The sequence below is a fragment of the Terribacillus sp. AE2B 122 genome, from assembly GCF_902497585.1.
Lineage (GTDB): Bacteria > Bacillota > Bacilli > Bacillales > Amphibacillaceae > Terribacillus > Terribacillus saccharophilus_A.
Window position 1 is genome coordinate 283,317 of record NZ_LR700945.1, and the last position, 17,528, is coordinate 300,844.

A 17,528-nucleotide genomic window follows, 5' to 3' on the forward strand; every position below is an offset into this window, starting at 1 on the left:
TTATCATTGTGCACAACAGAGAGGTGATATGTGTTGAGCAGTACAAGACGGTATTTACAATTTGTAAAGCCGTATAAATGGAAAATTATTTTTACGATTCTGATTGGTATCGTTAAGTTCGCAATACCTTTATTGATTCCATTGATTTTAGGGTATGTAGTCGATCATGTTGTTAATGCAGATTTATCTACATCTGATAAAGTGAATCGGTTGATATGGTTGCTTGGCGGTTCCTTGATTGTCTTTCTCATCGTGCGTCCGCCGATTGAGTACTATCGGCAATATCTGGCACAATGGACAGGGAACCGGGTCCTCTATGATATCCGGAATCAGCTTTTTGATCACATCCAGCGCTTGAGTCTGCGCTATTATTCCCAAACAAAAACCGGGGAAATTATTTCTCGTGTCATCAATGACGTTGAACAGACAAAAAACTTCATTATGACAGGCCTGATGAATGTATGGCTTGATTTGGCTACGATTGTCATTGCAGTTGGTATCATGTTCACGATGGATGTGTCACTCACATTGGTCGCAATTGTCTTGTTCCCTGTATATGGTGTCGCGATCAAGTATTTCTATGAGCGTCTCCGCAGTCTGACAAGGCAGCGTTCGCAAGCTTTGGCAGAAGTGCAGGGGCATCTGCATGAACGGGTACAGGGTATTCCTGTTACACGAAGCTTTGCGCTTGAGGATTATGAACAAAAGCAGTTTGATACACAGAACCGTAATTTTCTAGAGAGCGCTATTCAGCATACGACCTGGAACGCCAAAACTTTTGCGGTAACAAATACGATTACGGACTTGGCGCCGCTGCTCGTTATTGGATATGCTGCATATGAAGTTATCCAGGGTAATTTGACATTAGGAACGATGGTTGCTTTTGCAGGCTTCATGGACCGTGTTTACAGCCCGCTCCGTCGACTAGTGAACTCTTCTACAACACTGACGCAAGCAGTCGCATCAATGGATCGGGTCTTCGAATTTATTGATGAGAAATATGATATTGAAGATAAGCCAGCAGCAGCGAAGCTGACTAAGGTTGATGGACATGTGTCTTTTGAAAATGTTTCCTTTCGTTATGGTGAAGGTGAAGAGCTTGTGCTTAAGGATATCTCACTAGATGTGAAACAAGGTGAGACAATCGCCTTTGTCGGAATGAGCGGAGGCGGTAAATCAACAATCGTCAGTCTAATTCCTCGGTTTTATGATGTGACGGACGGACGAATAACCATTGACGGGACAGATATCCGGGATGTCCAGTCACGTTCCTTACGGGATAAAATTGGTATGGTGCTGCAGGATAATATCTTGTTCAGTGAGTCGGTCGAGATGAATATCAAACTAGGAAGACCTGAAGCAACACATGAAGAAGTTGTTGCTGCTGCTAAAGCAGCCAATGCCCATGACTTTATCGAGCATCTAACCGAAGGATACGAAACACTTGTAGGAGAGCGCGGCGTTAAGCTATCTGGAGGACAAAAACAAAGAATTGCTATCGCGCGTATCTTCTTAAAGAATCCGCCGATACTCATCCTTGATGAAGCGACATCTGCACTTGATCTAGAGAGCGAACATCTGATCCAGGAAGCGCTGGAAAAGCTCGCATCAGATCGGACTACCTTTATCGTTGCCCATCGGCTGGCAACAATTACACATGCAGACCGAATCGTCGTCGTACAGGATGGACAGATTGTAGAGCAAGGATCGCATGTTGATCTGATGACACTTAAAGGTAATTACTTTAACCTTTACCAGATACAGCATCTGGATGAGGATTCAGGTACTTTACGTACAACTGAGAAAGGATAGATGGTCATGCCATCTATCCTTTTTTTATTTATTTGATGATGAATATATATATAGAAAACGCATCTATTGGTTTCATGAATATAGAATCTTATGTTTATAGAAGCTTAGAAGCGAAAAATTCCATTTTCTCTGCTCAGTCAAGGGGATAGGGGAGGGAAATGATACTAAAGGGCGAAGCAATAACTTATTCATTTAGTATTATCCTTCATCACAATTTTAAATGAAAGCGCTTACTAAGGTTGTGATACATCGACCTTCACACGATCTTTCGTCGAATATAATGAGAGTAGAAAGAGTTAAGAAGGGAGTGAAAAAATGAAAAAGGAAGTGAGTGATTTAGTAATGTATTTTCTTGAGCATCACTCATCGTCAATAACAGCAGTTGAAAAAGAAGTATTGAGAAATAAGCTTAGCCTTCAGGCCTGTGTAGACGATGTGAATCAGTACCTAAAAAAAGAGGACAGAGAAGTTATTTTGATAGATACAAAGAAAGGAAGTATTACAATCAATGATAGTACTAGGGAAGGCTTATATTATATTTTAAAACATGGCAATATGATAAATCTGGATTATATAGCTCCGGAGATGCGCGAAAGTTTGTTGTTCATCAAGCTCTGCATTACAGATGAAAATCCTACACTTCAGGACTTAGCAGACTTCGTTCAAGTAAGCAAAAATACGGCCCTCCAAGACTTAAAACGAATAAGGGAAGTACTTTCTGAAAAGTTGATTGAGTTAAACTACACCAGAAAAAATGGATATAGTGTCAGTGGAGAAGAGTGCAAGATACGAAAGCTATTTATTGAAGAAATCAAACGGGTTTTAGCAACACAATTTGGTTTCTCCATCCTATGCCGTCTTGAGTTTCTTAACGGACAGGAAATCTTTTTCTTACGACAGCGATTGATTAACATGGAAAAAAAGTTGTCAATAGCTTTAACCGATGAGCAGATAGATGATTTACCAGTTGTCTTGTACTTTCTTATTCAGAGAATGAAACATTCAACTGCATCTTGGCAGACAGAATTTGATTTAGCTGATATAGAACAATCAGATGAAATTCAAACCTTAAAGCATATGTTCTGGGATAGTCATTTGGATGATAAAGATAAAACATATTTGGCTTTACAAATTTTGTCATCTAATATGCTTGAATCTGTATTGGCCATATCATCGAGCAATGAATTATCCTTGGCCGTCCGAACTGCAATCGACATGATAGATATACAACTTGCCACTAACCTACTGGATAAAACCGAACTTATGACTAAAATATTGCTGCATCTTAGACCAGCAATATATAGGATGAGATTCCATCTGCCGATTCAAAATCCTTTAACTGATCAATTTATTGCAGAATTTCCTGCTATGTTTGCTATTGTTTCTAAATCAGTCTATCCTATCGAAAAGTGTATCGGAGCATCTATTTCTAAGGAAGAACTGGTTTATCTGGCTATGATTATTCAAGCATGGATTTATCGTGCTGAGGAAAAGCAAGAGTACGCGTTTCAAGCATTAGTGGTATGCAGAAATGGAACTTCTGTCTCTAAGCTTTTATTAGAAACGTTAAAGGATATGTTTAGTCATATTCAATTTATCGGAGCGTATGCAGAGAGGAACTTCAAAGAGTATGAACAAGAAGTAGATTTTATTTTTTCAACAGTTCCTCTTAATACACCTAAAAAAACATTTATAGTTAAACCCTTCTTAAATCGAGCTGCTAGATTAGAGATTCGAAATGCAATCAATAAACATATTAATCACAATGCTGATAAGAGAGCCAGGGAATTAACTTACTATCTGAAAGAACATATCACCGAAGAAAATTATCAGATCGTACATGATAAGATTGTAGACTTTTTTAGTGAAACTCCAAAATTAGAAGCAGAAGGCAGTACTAACTCAGATATTTTCTCTTTTAAAAAAGAACATATTCTATTTCTGGATGAAACAATTCAATGGAAGGATGCACTAGCGTATGCTATTAAACCTTTATTGGCAAGAGGCTCCATAACTGAAAACTACTCACAAAAGATGTATGAGATATTCGGACGGGAAAGTGACAGAATGATGCTTGGACCACAGGTTTATCTCCCCCATGCTAAACCGTCTGATGGGGTACAGAAGCAGGATTTCTCCATACTTATTTGCAGGAATCTAATTCAAATGCCGGATACTAATTTAGCTAAAATAATTGTTGTCTTAGCTCCAAGTGATTATCACCTTCATGTTCCTACACTATTACATTTAAATGAAATATTTTTGGAAGAAGATAAATTGAACAAAATTGTAAGCGCTTCACATAAAGAGGATGTATTGAAAATTATTGAAGAAGGAAATAGGGGGTGATTCACATGAATGAAGCTGACTTGCTACATGAAGAACTCGTGTTTCTGGACGTTGATGCAAGAAATGCTGAAGATCTTTTCTTATTTATTGGCAAGGAGCTGGAAAAGAGAGGGTATGTAAAATCGACCTTTACACGTGCGATAACAGAGCGGGAAGCACGGTACCCAACAGGTTTGGCTCTTGAGCGAATTAACATAGGTATCCCACATACGGATCCGATTCACGTAAATACAGGTTTTGTAGCAGTGGTAAAAAATAAATATAAGATTCCTTTCATTCATATGGGTACGGATAATCAGCAAATTTTAATTGATTATTTTTTTGTCCTTGGTATAAAAAATCCTGAAGACCAAGTAAAACTCCTTCAGTTATTAATGGAAATGTTTTCGAGTTTCGAGTTTATTCAAGGACTTCAGTCTAGTCAAGAACAGCGTTCGTTGTTTTCCTTTATCAAAAATAAATTTGAGGAGTGAGCAAGATGAAAACTGTTATTGTTGCGTGTGGTTCCGGTGTAGCCACCAGTCAGACGGTAGCTTCCAAAGTAAAAAAGATTCTGAATGAAAATGGTGTGAAAGCTAACGTGGAGGCAGTTGATATTAAATCATTAGATCATTATATCAAGACCAGCCATGTATATATCGCAATCACCAAAGCCAAGAAACAATATGATATCCCTACTTTAAATGGAATTGCCTTTTTAACAGGAATGGGTATTAAGGAAGAAACAGAAAAATTAATCTCGCTTTTAAAATCGTAGGAGGTGAAGAGGGATGGATCTTTTACAACAAATTTTTCAATATGTATTAGATCTGGGGGCGGCCGTTTTTGTACCGTTACTGATGTTATTTGTAGGGGTAGCAGCAAAAATGAAATGGAAAGAAGCATTTAGTGCAGCTGTCATTCTTGGTGTAGCTTTTATTGGAATGAATATTGTTATCAGCTTTATGCTCAATGCGCTAACGCCTGCAGCGCAAGGACTTGTGGAACGTACTGGTATTGAGCTCAATATCATTGATGGTGGCTGGACTTCTTTGGCAACCTTAGCCTGGGCATGGCCTTTAGCCTTCCTTATGTTTCCAATGCAAATGGCTGTTAATGCAGTCATGTTGATTATCAACAAGACCCAAACCCTAAACGTGGACTTGTGGAATGTGTGGGGAAAAATCCTTACGGCAGTACTTGTTATTGGGGTAAGTGGAAATGTCATTCTTGCATTTTTAGTAGCAGCTTTACAAATGGTCATTGAACTGCTCTTAGGAGATGTAAATCAAAAGCAAATCGAAAAAATTACCGGAATCCCTGGAGTTACGGTGTCGCACAGCATGATGATATTTGGGGTCTTTCTGCTTCCATTTAACTGGCTAATTAGTAAAGTGCCATTTCTTGATAAGCATGTAGATGCAGATACATTGAAAGAGAAAATTGGTATCTTTGCGGAAAATCATGTAATGGGTTTTATCATAGGTCTATTATTAGGGATTGTTGCAGGTTATTCCGCACAAGAGACCTTGATGCTTGCGGTTCAGGCAGCGACGGCGCTAACGCTGTTCCCAATGGTAGCAAAGTTGTTTATGCAAGCATTATCTCCTTTATCAGAAGCTGTCTCTGAATTTATGAGAAAGAAATTTCAGAACCGACAATTGTTTATCGGTCTTGATTGGCCAATTTTGGCAGGGAGTAACGAGGTATGGGTCGCGATGATTATACTTGTTCCGATTACTCTTATTTATGCGATCATCCTGCCTGGTAACAATGTTCTCCCTTTTGCAGGGATTATCAATACGTCTTTAGCAGTTCCGGCTTTGATCATCACGGGAGGAAACTTACTAAGGATGATTTTACTTGGTATCGTAACAACTCCAGTATTTTTATATATTGCTACAGGATTCGCACCTACAATGACACAGCTTGCTCGAGATACAAATACTGTAAATATTGCAGACGGTCAGCTCTTGTCCTGGAGTACACTTGAGTATCCTGTTTTCCGTTATATATTTGCAAAGGCGTCAAACGGCAGCATACTTGGAATTCTCTTTGGAATTGTATGGATTGTTTTACTGGTTGTTTACTACAGAATGATGAAAAAGCGTACGGCAGCATTAAAGAAGGAGGAAGAAGTAGCATAAGGAGGCTAAAAATAATGATTTATACTGTTACGCTTAATCCGGCAATTGATCGGCTTATCCAAACAAACGGATTATTGATGAAAAAAAGAACCAATCGAGTGAAGACAATAGAATATGATTTGGGCGGAAAAGGATTCCACGTTTCATATACGTTAAGCAAACTTGGTATGGAAAATATTGCGTTAGGATTTATTGGTTCAGAGAACCAACAGCAAATGGAGGAGATTTTACAGGAGAAAAAAGTGACTCATCAATTGATAGTCGAAAAATATGCATTTACTAGGGAGTGTATTGTGTTAATTGATGAGGAGAGCCAAGGAAGTACAATGGTTACGGGAAATGGCTTTCAAGTTTCAAGAGATAATCATGAGAAGTTAATTTCTCAACTGAAAAAATTATTGCAACAAGATGATATGCTCGTTTTAGCAGGCTCTTTGCCTCCTAATTATACATTGAAACAACTAGAAGAAATTATTGATGTTGGTAAAGTTGCTGGAAGCTTCATTGCATGTGATCTTTCTGGAGACGCGCTTAAATTAGCTGTAAAAATGCAGGTGAATTTTATTAAGCCAAATCAGTTTGAACTAGAAGAATTACTTCCTCCAGAAAAGAACTCTATAAAAAATCGTTTATTAGCTTTAAATGAAAAGATCCCATATGTGGTTGCATCCTTGGGGAAAGAAGGCAGTTATGTTGCTCATACTGGTGAAATCTATCGAGTGATCCCACCTATGATTAGAGAAGTAAACGATACAGGAGCAGGGGATGTATTTGTTGGGAGTTTTCTTGCACAATTAGCACAAAAAGCAAAGTTGGAAACAGCGATAGCATACGCTACAGTTTGTTCCGCATCAAAAGTAACAAAACGAAATTGCACCGATTTTGATTTAATGCAAGCAGAACAGATGCTACCGATGATAAAAATTAAAAAATTGGAGGGAAAATCAGATGCTATATCGTAGAGAACGCGAGGACTTATGTAAAGTTGTAAAGATAATGTTTGATCGCTTCGAGACAAATGCTGCTGGTGGAAACGTGAGCGTGCGCATGAGTGATGACCACATCGTTATGACGCCCACTTTAATGGCCCAAGAAAAGTTCTGTGATTTAAAACCATACGAAATATTAGTAGTAGATATGAATGAGCAGAAAATAGAAGGTGAAGGAAATATAACACGTGAGATAAACATGCATATGGCTTGTTATAAACAACAGCCGGATATTGGTTGCGTCTTACATGCACACCCTAAGGAATCTATGGTATTTGCCACATTAGGTATGGAGCTACCTAACTTAACAGAGGCTACTCAAAAACTCGGGAAAATTCCGACATTGCCATTTGCACCTGCTACTTCTAAAGAACTAGCAGCTATCGTAAAAGAACATTTAAGTGATTGTCCGGATGAAACACTACCTAAAGCAATGCTGTTGAATAAACACGGTATACTTGTTGTAGATAAAACACTTCGGAAGGCTTATGATGTGCTTGAGCGAATTGAATATAATGCATATGTTGCCTCTAAAGCCCTATTATTTGAAGCATTAAATATTTCAAAGCGCTCAAAAGAAGTTCATGCCTATAATTTGGAAGAGTAGATATGAAATACTCTATTCAGTTATGGATTTTTATAAGTGCGGTGTTGTTAGCGGCAGGAATTTTCAGCTCATCTTATTGGCTTACAGGCGTTGCACTTGTTTCCGCTCTACAGGCGCAACGTATGTTTAAAAGAACTTATGACAGTTCTTATTTTAATTACAAAGAAATTATTAAAAGAAGACAGGATAAATTGGATAAAATACAAAAGAAGCCTGTTGAGGAATAAAACTCAACAGGCTCCTTTATACATTAGGATCGAAGGCTATGTTATAGAATGGCTTCAGCATCAGCTGGAAGCTCTTTTACAGCATATAGGTAATGAAGCATGGCTGTTTCTTCCTCTTCTGCATAAGTGAATCCTAATTGGGTTGCTACGTTCAGGGCCAGCAATCGGAACAATTTGCACACGGTGAAGATACTATCCCAGAACTCTTGGTTCGAACTGCCGGAATAGGTTGCTTTGTAAAGCTGCCAATAGTCAGAAGGGAGATAGATGCTGAAGTATTTTCCCATCTTTCCGGGAGCTGCTTGAAAATCATGCTGACACCCTATCCACCAATCTACCATTTGGTCCAAGCAAGGACGTATGACTAGTTCGAACATTTGCTTGGCATACGGCAGTTCAGCCCGCCATATCCCTTTAGCGACATTTTGAAGACACCACCAAAAATTATTGGTGCAGGCGTAATAACCTGCTTCTGTTGGCTGACGGACGTGGTAATCTTTATCGGAGGCGGCAGGAATAGTCGGTAAAATATGATCTTTATCTAAAACTGGTATGGTAAGGCTGTCTGCTTTGTATGTATGACGCATTTCTTCAATCGTTTGTAAACGCAAATCAATCCGATTGCCATCTTGGAAAAGCATAAGATATCCATAACTATTTGGATTGACAGGAAAACCTCTTTGTTTATCCAACTTATCGGGTTCCTGTATCATCAGTCGTTCTCCAAAAATATCAATCCATTGCGGATTATTGAGATAGGGTGCTAGATCTGTTACCACATAAACAATGTCATAGTCCTGAAAAATATCTTTAGGTGCTCGTGGATTCGTCCTGGATCCATTCATGTATACTGCCCGGATTCCTTCCTCATTCAGCGCTACCGTTTTTATTACATTCATCATATCTTTCTCGGTTCGCAGCTTGAATCCCTCCTAACTATAAGCTCTATACTTCTATACTATCACGCATATAAAAAAGTACATCACTCACAGGAGTGATGTACTTTATTCCTTCGGCATGACTACCGTAGAATCTTCGTTGTGGTATTTTAGGTAGCTGTTTAATAGTCGCTTCAGTCTGTCTAGTTCTCTGTGATATTCCATCAGACGAGAAGCGAGTGGAAGGAAGAGCATCTTCTCTTCAATTTCCTTGTTTTCGAAGACGTGGATAAGCAGGTCGACGAGTGCCGGGATGTCCGGATCGAGCGTTTCGCGGAAATTGCTATCTTCCTGCTGGTGCTTGATGCGTCCCATTGCGCTTAAGATTAGTTTTTCATGCGACATGATTGCTTTATCGAGTTCTTCGACGAATGTATCACTTGAGCGTGTCGGAAGCTCAGTCATCTTATCGCCAAGGTCATAAACTTCTTGCAAAATACCGTGTGACTGCTTCAAGGTTGTGATCAGCTGACGAAAGACGACTAGCTTCCGAGCCTTCACGAGTTTTTGTTTTTTCGTGTATGTTCTTTCTTCCGTGAAACGGGTATAGATATCGTCTATTTTCTGGATTTCCGATTCGATCCTGGCTATTTCGTCCTTCAGTGCCGGCTGATCGGACCAACTGCGGGTCGCAACTCGAAGCCATTGCAGAATTTCGGTACTAAATTGATCGATTTTCTGCAGCAGAACGACTTCATACTTAGGAGGTAGAAAAACCAGATTCACGAAGAAAGCGGACAGAATACCTAATGTCAGTGTCGAGAATCGCAGCAGTGCGAAAGGAAGGAAATCCATATCGCTCGTATTCTCCATTACTGAAACGAGTGATACGATCGCAATAACGCTTTCCCGTATTTTCAGGCTTACACATAGTCCAATTGTCAGGATGGCGGAAACGCCAATGATGATCGGTTCGGTTCCGAATGTATAGAACATTGTAATGGCAACAACCAGACCAACTACATTTCCTTTCACCTGATCCATGAGTCCGATATAGGATTGATAAACGGACTGCCGCATTGAAAAGGCAGCTCCGATTGCAGCGAATACCGGCGCTAAGCCAAGTAATGTTGCTGCATATAAGGCAAGTGTGATTGCCACGCCAGTTTTTAACATTCTGGCACCAAGTTTCATAGTCTTGGATCCTCCGTTCTTTCCTTGAAAAACTATTCTATATGATGTTACACGAATGCTCCTAGATAATAAAGTATTTACTGAAGAAAAATTTCAGACCAAAAAAAGGCATCAGCGAAAGTGCTGATGCCTTTAAGCATACCCTTATTTCATCTTTTCGAAGCTTGTTTTCACAGCTTCCAGTGTGCGATCGATGTCTTCTTCTGTATGAGCTGTCGTGATAAACCATGCTTCATATTTGGATGGAGCCAAGTTGATACCCTGTTCCAGCATAAGCTGGAAGAATTGAGCAAACTTTTCGCTGTCGGAGGCAGAAGCTTGTACATAATTTTTTACTTTCTCATCGGTGAAGTATACGGCAAGCGCACCCTTCAAACGATTGACAGTAATTGTTACGCCTGCGTCTTTAGCATGCTGTAAGATACCAGCTTCCAATTTTGCGCCGAGCTCTTCGAAGCGGTCATACACTCCTGGCTGCTGCAGCACTTCTAGGCAAGCGATACCTGCTGCCATACTGGCAGGGTTTCCGGCCATAGTCCCAGCTTGATAAGCAGGACCTAGTGGAGCTACCTGATCCATGATTTCTTTCTTACCGCCGTATGCACCGATCGGCAGACCGCCGCCGATGATTTTACCCATCGCTGTCAAATCCGGTTCAACACCGAGAAGCTGCTGGGCGCTGCCGTATGTGAAACGGAAGGCTGTGATAACTTCATCATAAATCACAAGGGCGCCTTTCGCATGCGCATATTCATTCACTGTCTCGAGGAACCCTGGCTCCGGTGTTACGATACCGAAGTTTCCGACGATCGGTTCAACGAGGATACCGGCAATTTGGTCGCCCCATTTTTCCAAAGCATCGTACAATGCTTGCGGGTCATTGAATGGAACAGTGATCATATCTGCTGCGATTGACGCTGGAACGCCAGCGGAGTCCGGTGTACCTAATGTAGATGGACCTGATCCTGCTTCTACTAGTACTGGATCGGAGTGGCCATGATAGCAGCCGGCAAACTTGATCAGTTTATTGCGGCCGGTATAAGCACGAGCAACTCGGATAGTCGTCATGACTGCCTCTGTACCAGAGTTAGTGAAACGAACTTTATGCAAGGAAGGAATAGCTTCCTTCAGCATTTGGGCAAATTGGTTTTCCAGTCGCGTCGGTGTTCCATATAATACACCGTTTTGGGCAGCCTTTGTAATGGCCTCTGTAATATGCGGATGTGCGTGTCCAGTGATGATCGGGCCATATGCAGCCAAAAAGTCAATGTACTTGTTACCATCTACATCCCAGAAATAAGCTCCTTCTGCTTTTTCCATATAAACTGGCGAACCGCCCCCGACTGCTTTAAAAGAACGGGATGGGGAATTCACTCCCCCGACGATATGCTCCTGTGCTTCTTTATGTAATTGCTCTGATTTAGTCTTATTCATAATAGGTAAACCTCCGTAAATTTCTCTTATCAAGTATAGCATATGCGCTTCCAGCCATCGAAAAAAGCGTCTTGGTGCACATAGTCGGGACATGCCACTCGTAAACTAATAATAATTAGGAAAGTGGAGAAAGCCGTTTAGGAACGTAAGGATAAGAAAGGAAGCCTGGAGTGGGTGTCCTTCCCGCTCTTGCTTATCCCCTAGTTTCTGGCTTTTGCAGCTGGACCGGAGGGATGTACATGGTGTTTGTTTTAGTGATAGTGATATTTTTTGCCCTGATCGGCTGTATGTATTCCTTTTTCAAACATGAGGTAAGAGGCTCCTCCATATTTTCCGTGGACTTGTTCTTATCTTTGTTATTTCTATATATAAGTGTCATGCTCGCTTTCGGCTTGATTTATTTCATTCTGTCAATCGAGGGCATCGTGCTTGCGGAAGGAGGCGACTTGATTGATTCGTCTCTTGCGGGTTCCTTGATGCACGCCATCTATTTCAGCGGCGTCACGTTACTCACTGTCGGCTACGGGGATATTCTGCCTGTAGGAGTGGGACGTTTCCTAGCGTTGATTGAAGCATTGATCGGATACCTTCTGCCTTCGGGACTTGTATTGAAAGTATGGCAGCACACGGTTGTAAGGCAGAAGATGAAGGGGGAAGGAGATTAGTTGTGCTCTTTGCTTAAATCGGATAGGCTAAGAATATATCAGAAACTAGAGGAGGCCTATTTATGACAACTGAAATTGGCAAAGCAGCACCTATCTTCACCTTACCTGCAACTAACGGTGAAATCGTATCACTGCAGGACTTCAAAGGGAAAAACATCGTACTTTATTTCTATCCAAAAGATAATACACCTGGCTGTACTACAGAAGCATGCAGCTTCCGTGATAACCATGATAAGTTCACTGACTTGAATGCAGTCATCATCGGTGTTAGTCCGGATCCGGTTGAAAGCCATGAGAAATTCATGAATAAATTCGATCTGCCATTTCTTTTACTTGCTGACGTAGACCATGCTGTGGCAGAAGATTACGAATGCTGGAAGTTGAAAAAGAACTTTGGTAAAGAGTATTACGGAATTGAACGCTCTACTTTCATTATTGATAAAGAAGGAAATCTCCAGAAGGAATTCCGTAAAGTGAAAGTGGATGGCCATACAGAAGAAGCGCTGGAGTTCATCCGGGAAAATCTATAATAAAATCTGCGATCCAATGTACATACATTGGGTCGTTTTTTTGTTATTGTGGAAAATAAAGGGAGATGATTCTGTTTGAGAGATCCACGTCTGAATAAGCTGGCTAAGCTGCTTTTATCTCATAGTTTAAAGCTTAGTGAAAAAGAGAAGGTAATCATTAGTGCTGTTCCATCCAGTAAACCGCTTGTGAAGGAAATTATGAAAGAGGCATATGCGTTGGGGATCATTCCGTTTATTGTATGGCAAGAGGAAGAGACAAACCGGATAATGTTGGAGCGTGCTCCTGATGAACAGTTCCGCTTACAGGATAAATGGTTCCTAGAACTGTTTAAGAATGCCGATGCTTTTCTTTCCATCCAGGGAGAAGAAAATGATGCGGAGTTTGGCAGCGTCCCGAGTGACCAGTTCGTCAAGCATGGGAAACTGATGAAGACTTCTGATGATTATCTATACGAAAACCTCAAATGGGTCCTATTCGAATATCCAACACCAGGAGCAGCGCAGAAGGCAAAAATGAATTTTGATCAATTTTACGATTATGTACTCGATGTAAGCACGGTCGACTATGATGCAATGCATCAAGCCCAGCAGCCATTAAAGAATTTGATGGAGCGGACAGATCGGGTTCGTATTGTCGGTCCAGGAACAGATATTGTATTTTCTATAAAAGACATTCCTGCGGTCATTTGTGCAGGTACGCATAATGTACCGGATGGAGAAGTATACACTGCGCCTGTCAAAGACAGTGTGAATGGTACGATTACATATAATACCCCAAGCCCTTACCAGGGTGTTGTTCACCAGAATGTATCCCTGACATTTAAAAATGGAAGAATTATCAAGGCCGTTTCCGATCAAACGGACAAACTGAATGAAGTGCTGGATACAGATGAAGGAGCTCGTTACATTGGTGAGTTCGCCTTAGGTTTGAATCCTGTCATCAAGGAGCCAATGGGAAATATCCTCTTCGATGAAAAGATCTCTGGAAGTCTGCATTTCACACCAGGGGATTCCTATGATGAGACCGAAAACGGAAACAGCTCTTCTGTCCACTGGGATATGGTACTTATTCAGCGCCCGGAATACGGCGGCGGAGAGATTTATTTTGATGATGTACTTATCCGGAAGGACGGATTATTTGTGCTGGAAGAACTGAAAGGACTCAATCCGTGACAAGCGCATATACCGGAGGAGGATCGTGCGCATATAGTACATTATGAAACCTCCCCTACATGAAAATTGGCTCAGACGTTTATCGTCTGGGCTTTTTTTATGAAGGATGTCGCTTTTCGTGCGGAATGGAAAAGGGTTATAGTAGAAGAAGGCAAACAAACTTTCTTGGAGGGGATACATATGCAAGTATTAGTTGCGGTGAAATTAGATCAAAAAATGAAACAGCATTTCGAAAGCTCTTATCCAGATGTGACATTCCACTTCAGTTCCTCAAAGGAAGAAACAGAGAAGCTGGTGAAGGATGCAGAAGTTTTGGTTACTGGCGGAAATGGAGCAGATGAAGCATCACTCCGTACAGCAGATAAATTGAAGTGGATCATGGTAATTTCAGCAGGAGTCGATTACCTGCCGCTGGATATTATCGCTGAGAAAGGTATCATGCTGACAAACGCAAATGGTATCCATCGTATCCAGATGGCGGAATATGCGATTTCGTCCATCCTTGCAGTTGCCCGTAACGAACGCGCTTTTCTGAAGAAGCAGGAAGAGCATGTATGGGATAAGGATATAATGATAGACGAAATCACAGCGAAAAAACTAGTCGTCGTCGGAGCTGGTGCGATTGGCCAGGAAGTGGCGCGTTTAGGGAAAGCGTTCCGTATGCATACAATCGGTGTAAGCCGCAGCGGATCTCCAAAAGACCATTTTGATGAAGTGTATAAACAGACTGATATCGAAACAGTTTTGCCTCATGCGGATTACCTGATTTCCATTCTTCCAAGTACGAAAGAAACGAAGTACTTCTATAAAGAGAATCATTTTGATCTTATGCCAAAGCATGCAGTGTTCCTTAACATGGGACGCGGAGATGCGGTAGCTATGGATGTTTTGCTGGATGCATTGAATAAAGAGAAAATAAAAGCAGCAGTATTGGATGTCTTCGAGGAAGAGCCGCTTTCGGAAGATCACCCATTCTGGGATCATGAACGAGTCATACTTACTCCGCATATGGCCGGTAAAACTCCTTATTACACAGAACGAGCAATGGATGTTTTTGAAAAGAACTTAGATATATACACAAATGAAGAAGCTGAGAAGCAGTATATAAATAAAATCGATTTAGACAGAGGATACTAATGAAGATTTATACCAAAACCGGAGATAAGGGAGAGACTTCTCTTATTTATGGATCACGAGTCCCGAAAGACCACCCCCGGGTCGAAGCTTATGGCACTTTGGATGAAGCTAATGCAGCAATCGGGACAGCTGTTAGTCTTTTTACTGCAGAAAACAATGCTTTTAAAGAATCATTGCAACGTGTACAGGCGCTGCTGTTTCATGCAGGAGCTGAACTCGCGACCCCAGCTGAAAAGGAAGTGCAATGGAAATTAAAGCCGAAGCACACAAATGATATAGAGGCTGAGATTGATCGGTGGACATCAGAGCTTCCGCTGCTGAAGCAATTTATTCTGCCAGGAGGCTGTCCCAGTGCAGCTGCCTTGCATCAGGCACGGACAATCGTGCGACGGTCCGAAAGATTGATTGTTTCCATGGCGGAGGGTAATCGCAACGATGAAGTATTGCGGTTTATCAATCGCTTGTCGGACTATCTTTTCGTTGCAGCTAGATATGCAAATCTTCTTCATGAGACAGAAGAGGTACTGCTCGTCCCGGATATTTGAAGGAAACGATGGTTTTTTATTGACAACATAAGGGAGACCCCTTTACAATTTAGAAGAAGTATAATGTAATAATAGTCATCGTTTAGACAAATGTTTTATTTACAAGTGAAAGCGAGGTGCATGACGGTGTCTGAACAGAGATTACAAGCAGCAGTGGAGCGATTAAAAGAATCTGGCGTCAGAATAACACCACAGCGTCATGCGGTGCTTGAGTTCTTGCTGAATTCCAAGATCCATCCTACCGCTGATGATATATATCGAGCGCTAGAGGATAAGTTTCCGAATATGAGCGTAGCGACGGTCTATAATAATCTTCGTGTGTTCCGTGAAAACGGGTTGGTGCGGGAGTTGACCTATGGAGATTCTTCCAGCCGATTCGATTGTGAGACAGAAGAACATTACCACTTGATTTGCGATCAATGTGGCAAGATTGTCGATTTCCATTACCCAAGCCTTTATGAAGTAGAGAAGCTCGCTGCCCAGGTTACAAACTTCGATGTGACCCATCATCGTTTGGAATTATACGGGACGTGCCCGGATTGTCAGCAAACAACCAAGCATTAACCTCAGCGGAATTCTTCTATAGATAGCAAAGCCTTTATCACACTGTGATGAAGGTTTTTCTTTTGTCAGGTAAAAAAGGATTTTGAAGAAATATGTTGAATAACTACTAAAATATATAGAATTACATTGCGGAGGGATCGCCTTGGAGAACATTCTTCGTCCGATTTATCAGGAACGTGCAAGTATGCCGAATACATTGGGTATCATCTTAGTGGAAAAGACGAGGCCGGTGAGCCCGACAACAGATAACTTCGATATGATTCTGTTAGTAATTGTCAAACACTCTGAAGAACCATGGTTTACGAAACACTATAGTTATGAAGGGAAAATAGCAGCAATGCATATTGTCGAAGAGACGCTCCTTCATTATTGGATTGATACTAGTACATATCGGCGGGCAGTCGAATGGATCTTCGAGGGGAAAGTGGTCTTTGATCGGAATGAGTATATCGAGAAACTGAAAATTGAATTGGCGAGTTTTCCTTATGAAAAGCGCAAGCTGAAAATGACAATTGAATTTGCGAAGCTTATTCGGTCTTATGCAGAAACGAAGGATCTCCATGACAGCGGGCAGTATCTTGATGCCTATACGCGGATGGTACGCTGTCTGCATTACTTGGCTCGGCTGTCTATAATTGAAAAAGGACATCATCCGGAAGTCACCGTTTGGAATCAGGTGCGTAGAATAGATTCGGAAGTATATAAACTTTGTGAGGAATTCATTCAAAGTAAGGAAGAAACAGATCAGCGTGTGCAGCTTATGCTCCTCGCAGTCAATGTCGCTATTAACGCCAGATCGCATTCTGCTGCTGAGCATCTTCTCCGTGTCATGCGTATAAAGGATGGAGCCTGGACCTTCGGGGAATTGAAAAACAGGCCGGAAGTGGAAGCATATGCGGCTGATTTGAGTGCGCTTCTCAATTATTTGGAGGAGAAAGAGATCATTGAAGCGGTGCTGACAGAAACAAAAGGCAAGGCTTTATATCATCGGGAGTATAGAATTAAAGAATTATGATAAAACATGTGAGAGGACGGCTGCTGGTAAAATTCATGCTTTCCTCTCAAAAATACCAATGTTGATGTGGTATTAGGACAGCTGCTATGGTAAGCTAATCTGGCTGTGTTCAGCATATCGGAATGAAATTGAGGTTTTTATAAAAAACTGTTGACGATGATTTAGAGTACATGTTATATTTATATGCGTCGCCAGGGAGCAACAACGGCTGACAAACAAGAAACAAAAAAACATGTTGACAACGAAAGTTAAAACATGGTATGATGTTCTAGTCGCCAAATGA

18 protein-coding genes are annotated in these 17,528 nt (G+C 41.1%); 15 read left to right on the forward strand and 3 right to left on the reverse strand.

All coding sequences use genetic code 11. From position 1 onward, the window contains the following. Positions 1 to 33: 33 nt before the first annotated feature. The 8 genes from AE2B122_RS12325 to AE2B122_RS12360 all read left to right on the forward strand — a co-directional run bounded on the left by AE2B122_RS12325 (position 34) and on the right by AE2B122_RS12360 (position 8,110). Positions 34 to 1,812, forward strand: a complete 1,779-nt coding sequence (locus AE2B122_RS12325; RefSeq protein WP_175074266.1) for an ABC transporter ATP-binding protein — start codon at positions 34 to 36, stop codon at positions 1,810 to 1,812. 315 nt (positions 1,813 to 2,127) lie between these two features. Further along, the gene (locus AE2B122_RS12330) at positions 2,128 to 4,161 is read left to right on the forward strand and encodes a BglG family transcription antiterminator (protein WP_175074267.1); all 2,034 of its coding nucleotides are present in this window, start codon (positions 2,128 to 2,130) and stop codon (positions 4,159 to 4,161) included. Between the two features lie 5 nt (positions 4,162 to 4,166). Further along, the gene (locus tag AE2B122_RS12335; protein WP_175074268.1) at positions 4,167 to 4,634 is read left to right on the forward strand and encodes a PTS sugar transporter subunit IIA; all 468 of its coding nucleotides are present in this window, start codon (positions 4,167 to 4,169) and stop codon (positions 4,632 to 4,634) included. 5 nt (positions 4,635 to 4,639) lie between these two features. Further along, complete coding sequence (locus AE2B122_RS12340) at positions 4,640 to 4,918, forward strand: PTS sugar transporter subunit IIB (protein WP_175074269.1); 279 nt, start codon at positions 4,640 to 4,642, stop codon at positions 4,916 to 4,918. A gap of 13 nt (positions 4,919 to 4,931) precedes the next feature. Continuing rightward, on the forward strand, positions 4,932 to 6,287 hold the full coding sequence (locus AE2B122_RS12345) for a PTS galactitol transporter subunit IIC (RefSeq protein WP_175074270.1): 1,356 nt from the start codon (positions 4,932 to 4,934) through the stop codon (positions 6,285 to 6,287). Positions 6,288 to 6,301: 14 nt separating this feature from the next. Further along, positions 6,302 to 7,249, forward strand: coding sequence for a 1-phosphofructokinase family hexose kinase (locus tag AE2B122_RS12350; protein ID WP_175074271.1), 948 nt, complete (start codon positions 6,302 to 6,304; stop codon positions 7,247 to 7,249). Then, positions 7,236 to 7,883, forward strand: coding sequence for a class II aldolase/adducin family protein (locus AE2B122_RS12355; protein ID WP_175074272.1), 648 nt, complete (start codon positions 7,236 to 7,238; stop codon positions 7,881 to 7,883). Before AE2B122_RS12350 ends, AE2B122_RS12355 begins: the two co-directional genes overlap by 14 nt. 2 nt (positions 7,884 to 7,885) lie before the next feature. After that, a complete protein-coding gene (locus AE2B122_RS12360; RefSeq protein ID WP_175074273.1) occupies positions 7,886 to 8,110 on the forward strand; it encodes a hypothetical protein in 225 nt (74 codons plus the stop codon). Between the two features lie 41 nt (positions 8,111 to 8,151). Here AE2B122_RS12360 and AE2B122_RS12365 read toward each other — a convergent pair whose 3' ends face one another. The 3 genes from AE2B122_RS12365 to AE2B122_RS12375 form a co-directional block, all read right to left on the reverse strand. After that, positions 8,152 to 9,030, reverse strand: a complete 879-nt coding sequence (locus tag AE2B122_RS12365; protein ID WP_175074291.1) for an aminoglycoside 6-adenylyltransferase — start codon at positions 9,028 to 9,030, stop codon at positions 8,152 to 8,154. 84 nt (positions 9,031 to 9,114) lie between these two features. Continuing rightward, positions 9,115 to 10,182: an aromatic acid exporter family protein gene (locus AE2B122_RS12370; protein ID WP_095218674.1), complete on the reverse strand. Its 1,068-nt coding sequence runs from the start codon at positions 10,180 to 10,182 to the stop codon at positions 9,115 to 9,117. A 144-nt stretch (positions 10,183 to 10,326) separates the two neighbouring features. Further along, positions 10,327 to 11,616 (reverse strand): glutamate-1-semialdehyde 2,1-aminomutase, encoded by a 1,290-nt coding sequence (locus AE2B122_RS12375; protein ID WP_175074274.1) that lies wholly within the window; start codon positions 11,614 to 11,616, stop codon positions 10,327 to 10,329. Positions 11,617 to 11,855: 239 nt separating this feature from the next. On the opposite strand from AE2B122_RS12375, the gene AE2B122_RS12380 reads away from it, so the two are divergent. The 7 genes from AE2B122_RS12380 (at position 11,856) to AE2B122_RS12410 (ending at position 17,245) form a co-directional block, all read left to right on the forward strand. Beyond that, on the forward strand, positions 11,856 to 12,281 hold the full coding sequence (locus AE2B122_RS12380; RefSeq protein ID WP_254593490.1) for a potassium channel family protein: 426 nt from the start codon (positions 11,856 to 11,858) through the stop codon (positions 12,279 to 12,281). A gap of 62 nt (positions 12,282 to 12,343) precedes the next feature. Further along, positions 12,344 to 12,811: a thioredoxin-dependent thiol peroxidase gene (gene bcp / locus AE2B122_RS12385; RefSeq protein ID WP_175074276.1), complete on the forward strand. Its 468-nt coding sequence runs from the start codon at positions 12,344 to 12,346 to the stop codon at positions 12,809 to 12,811. A gap of 75 nt (positions 12,812 to 12,886) precedes the next feature. Then, positions 12,887 to 13,984 carry an aminopeptidase gene (locus AE2B122_RS12390; RefSeq protein ID WP_175074277.1) on the forward strand — a complete coding sequence of 366 codons (1,098 nt, stop codon included), beginning with the start codon at positions 12,887 to 12,889 and terminating at the stop codon, positions 13,982 to 13,984. 180 nt (positions 13,985 to 14,164) lie between these two features. Beyond that, positions 14,165 to 15,121: a D-2-hydroxyacid dehydrogenase gene (locus AE2B122_RS12395; protein WP_175074278.1), complete on the forward strand. Its 957-nt coding sequence runs from the start codon at positions 14,165 to 14,167 to the stop codon at positions 15,119 to 15,121. Then, positions 15,121 to 15,666, forward strand: a complete 546-nt coding sequence (locus AE2B122_RS12400) for a cob(I)yrinic acid a,c-diamide adenosyltransferase (RefSeq protein ID WP_175074279.1) — start codon at positions 15,121 to 15,123, stop codon at positions 15,664 to 15,666. The genes AE2B122_RS12395 and AE2B122_RS12400 overlap by 1 nt, the downstream gene beginning before the upstream one ends. Positions 15,667 to 15,786: 120 nt before the next feature. After that, complete coding sequence (gene perR, locus AE2B122_RS12405) at positions 15,787 to 16,230, forward strand: peroxide-responsive transcriptional repressor PerR (RefSeq protein WP_095218668.1); 444 nt, start codon at positions 15,787 to 15,789, stop codon at positions 16,228 to 16,230. Positions 16,231 to 16,372: 142 nt separating this feature from the next. After that, positions 16,373 to 17,245 carry a nucleotidyltransferase-like protein gene (locus AE2B122_RS12410; protein ID WP_095218667.1) on the forward strand — a complete coding sequence of 291 codons (873 nt, stop codon included), beginning with the start codon at positions 16,373 to 16,375 and terminating at the stop codon, positions 17,243 to 17,245. Positions 17,246 to 17,528: the final 283 nt, after the last annotated feature.

Coding starts and splice junctions, on each gene's coding strand:
- AE2B122_RS12340 (WP_175074269.1), top strand. CDS start 4,640: ATGAAAACTGTTATTGTTGCGTGTGGTTCCGGTGTAGCCACCAGTCAG.
- perR (WP_095218668.1), top strand. CDS start 15,787: ATGACGGTGTCTGAACAGAGATTACAAGCAGCAGTGGAGCGATTAAAA.
- bcp (WP_175074276.1), top strand. CDS start 12,344: ATGACAACTGAAATTGGCAAAGCAGCACCTATCTTCACCTTACCTGCA.
- AE2B122_RS12380 (WP_254593490.1), top strand. CDS start 11,856: ATGGTGTTTGTTTTAGTGATAGTGATATTTTTTGCCCTGATCGGCTGT.
- AE2B122_RS12400 (WP_175074279.1), top strand. CDS start 15,121: ATGAAGATTTATACCAAAACCGGAGATAAGGGAGAGACTTCTCTTATT.
- AE2B122_RS12330 (WP_175074267.1), top strand. CDS start 2,128: ATGAAAAAGGAAGTGAGTGATTTAGTAATGTATTTTCTTGAGCATCAC.
- AE2B122_RS12360 (WP_175074273.1), top strand. CDS start 7,886: ATGAAATACTCTATTCAGTTATGGATTTTTATAAGTGCGGTGTTGTTA.
- AE2B122_RS12345 (WP_175074270.1), top strand. CDS start 4,932: ATGGATCTTTTACAACAAATTTTTCAATATGTATTAGATCTGGGGGCG.
- AE2B122_RS12335 (WP_175074268.1), top strand. CDS start 4,167: ATGAATGAAGCTGACTTGCTACATGAAGAACTCGTGTTTCTGGACGTT.
- AE2B122_RS12355 (WP_175074272.1), top strand. CDS start 7,236: ATGCTATATCGTAGAGAACGCGAGGACTTATGTAAAGTTGTAAAGATA.
- AE2B122_RS12350 (WP_175074271.1), top strand. CDS start 6,302: ATGATTTATACTGTTACGCTTAATCCGGCAATTGATCGGCTTATCCAA.
- AE2B122_RS12370 (WP_095218674.1), bottom strand. CDS start 10,182: ATGAAACTTGGTGCCAGAATGTTAAAAACTGGCGTGGCAATCACACTT.
- AE2B122_RS12395 (WP_175074278.1), top strand. CDS start 14,165: ATGCAAGTATTAGTTGCGGTGAAATTAGATCAAAAAATGAAACAGCAT.
- AE2B122_RS12375 (WP_175074274.1), bottom strand. CDS start 11,616: ATGAATAAGACTAAATCAGAGCAATTACATAAAGAAGCACAGGAGCAT.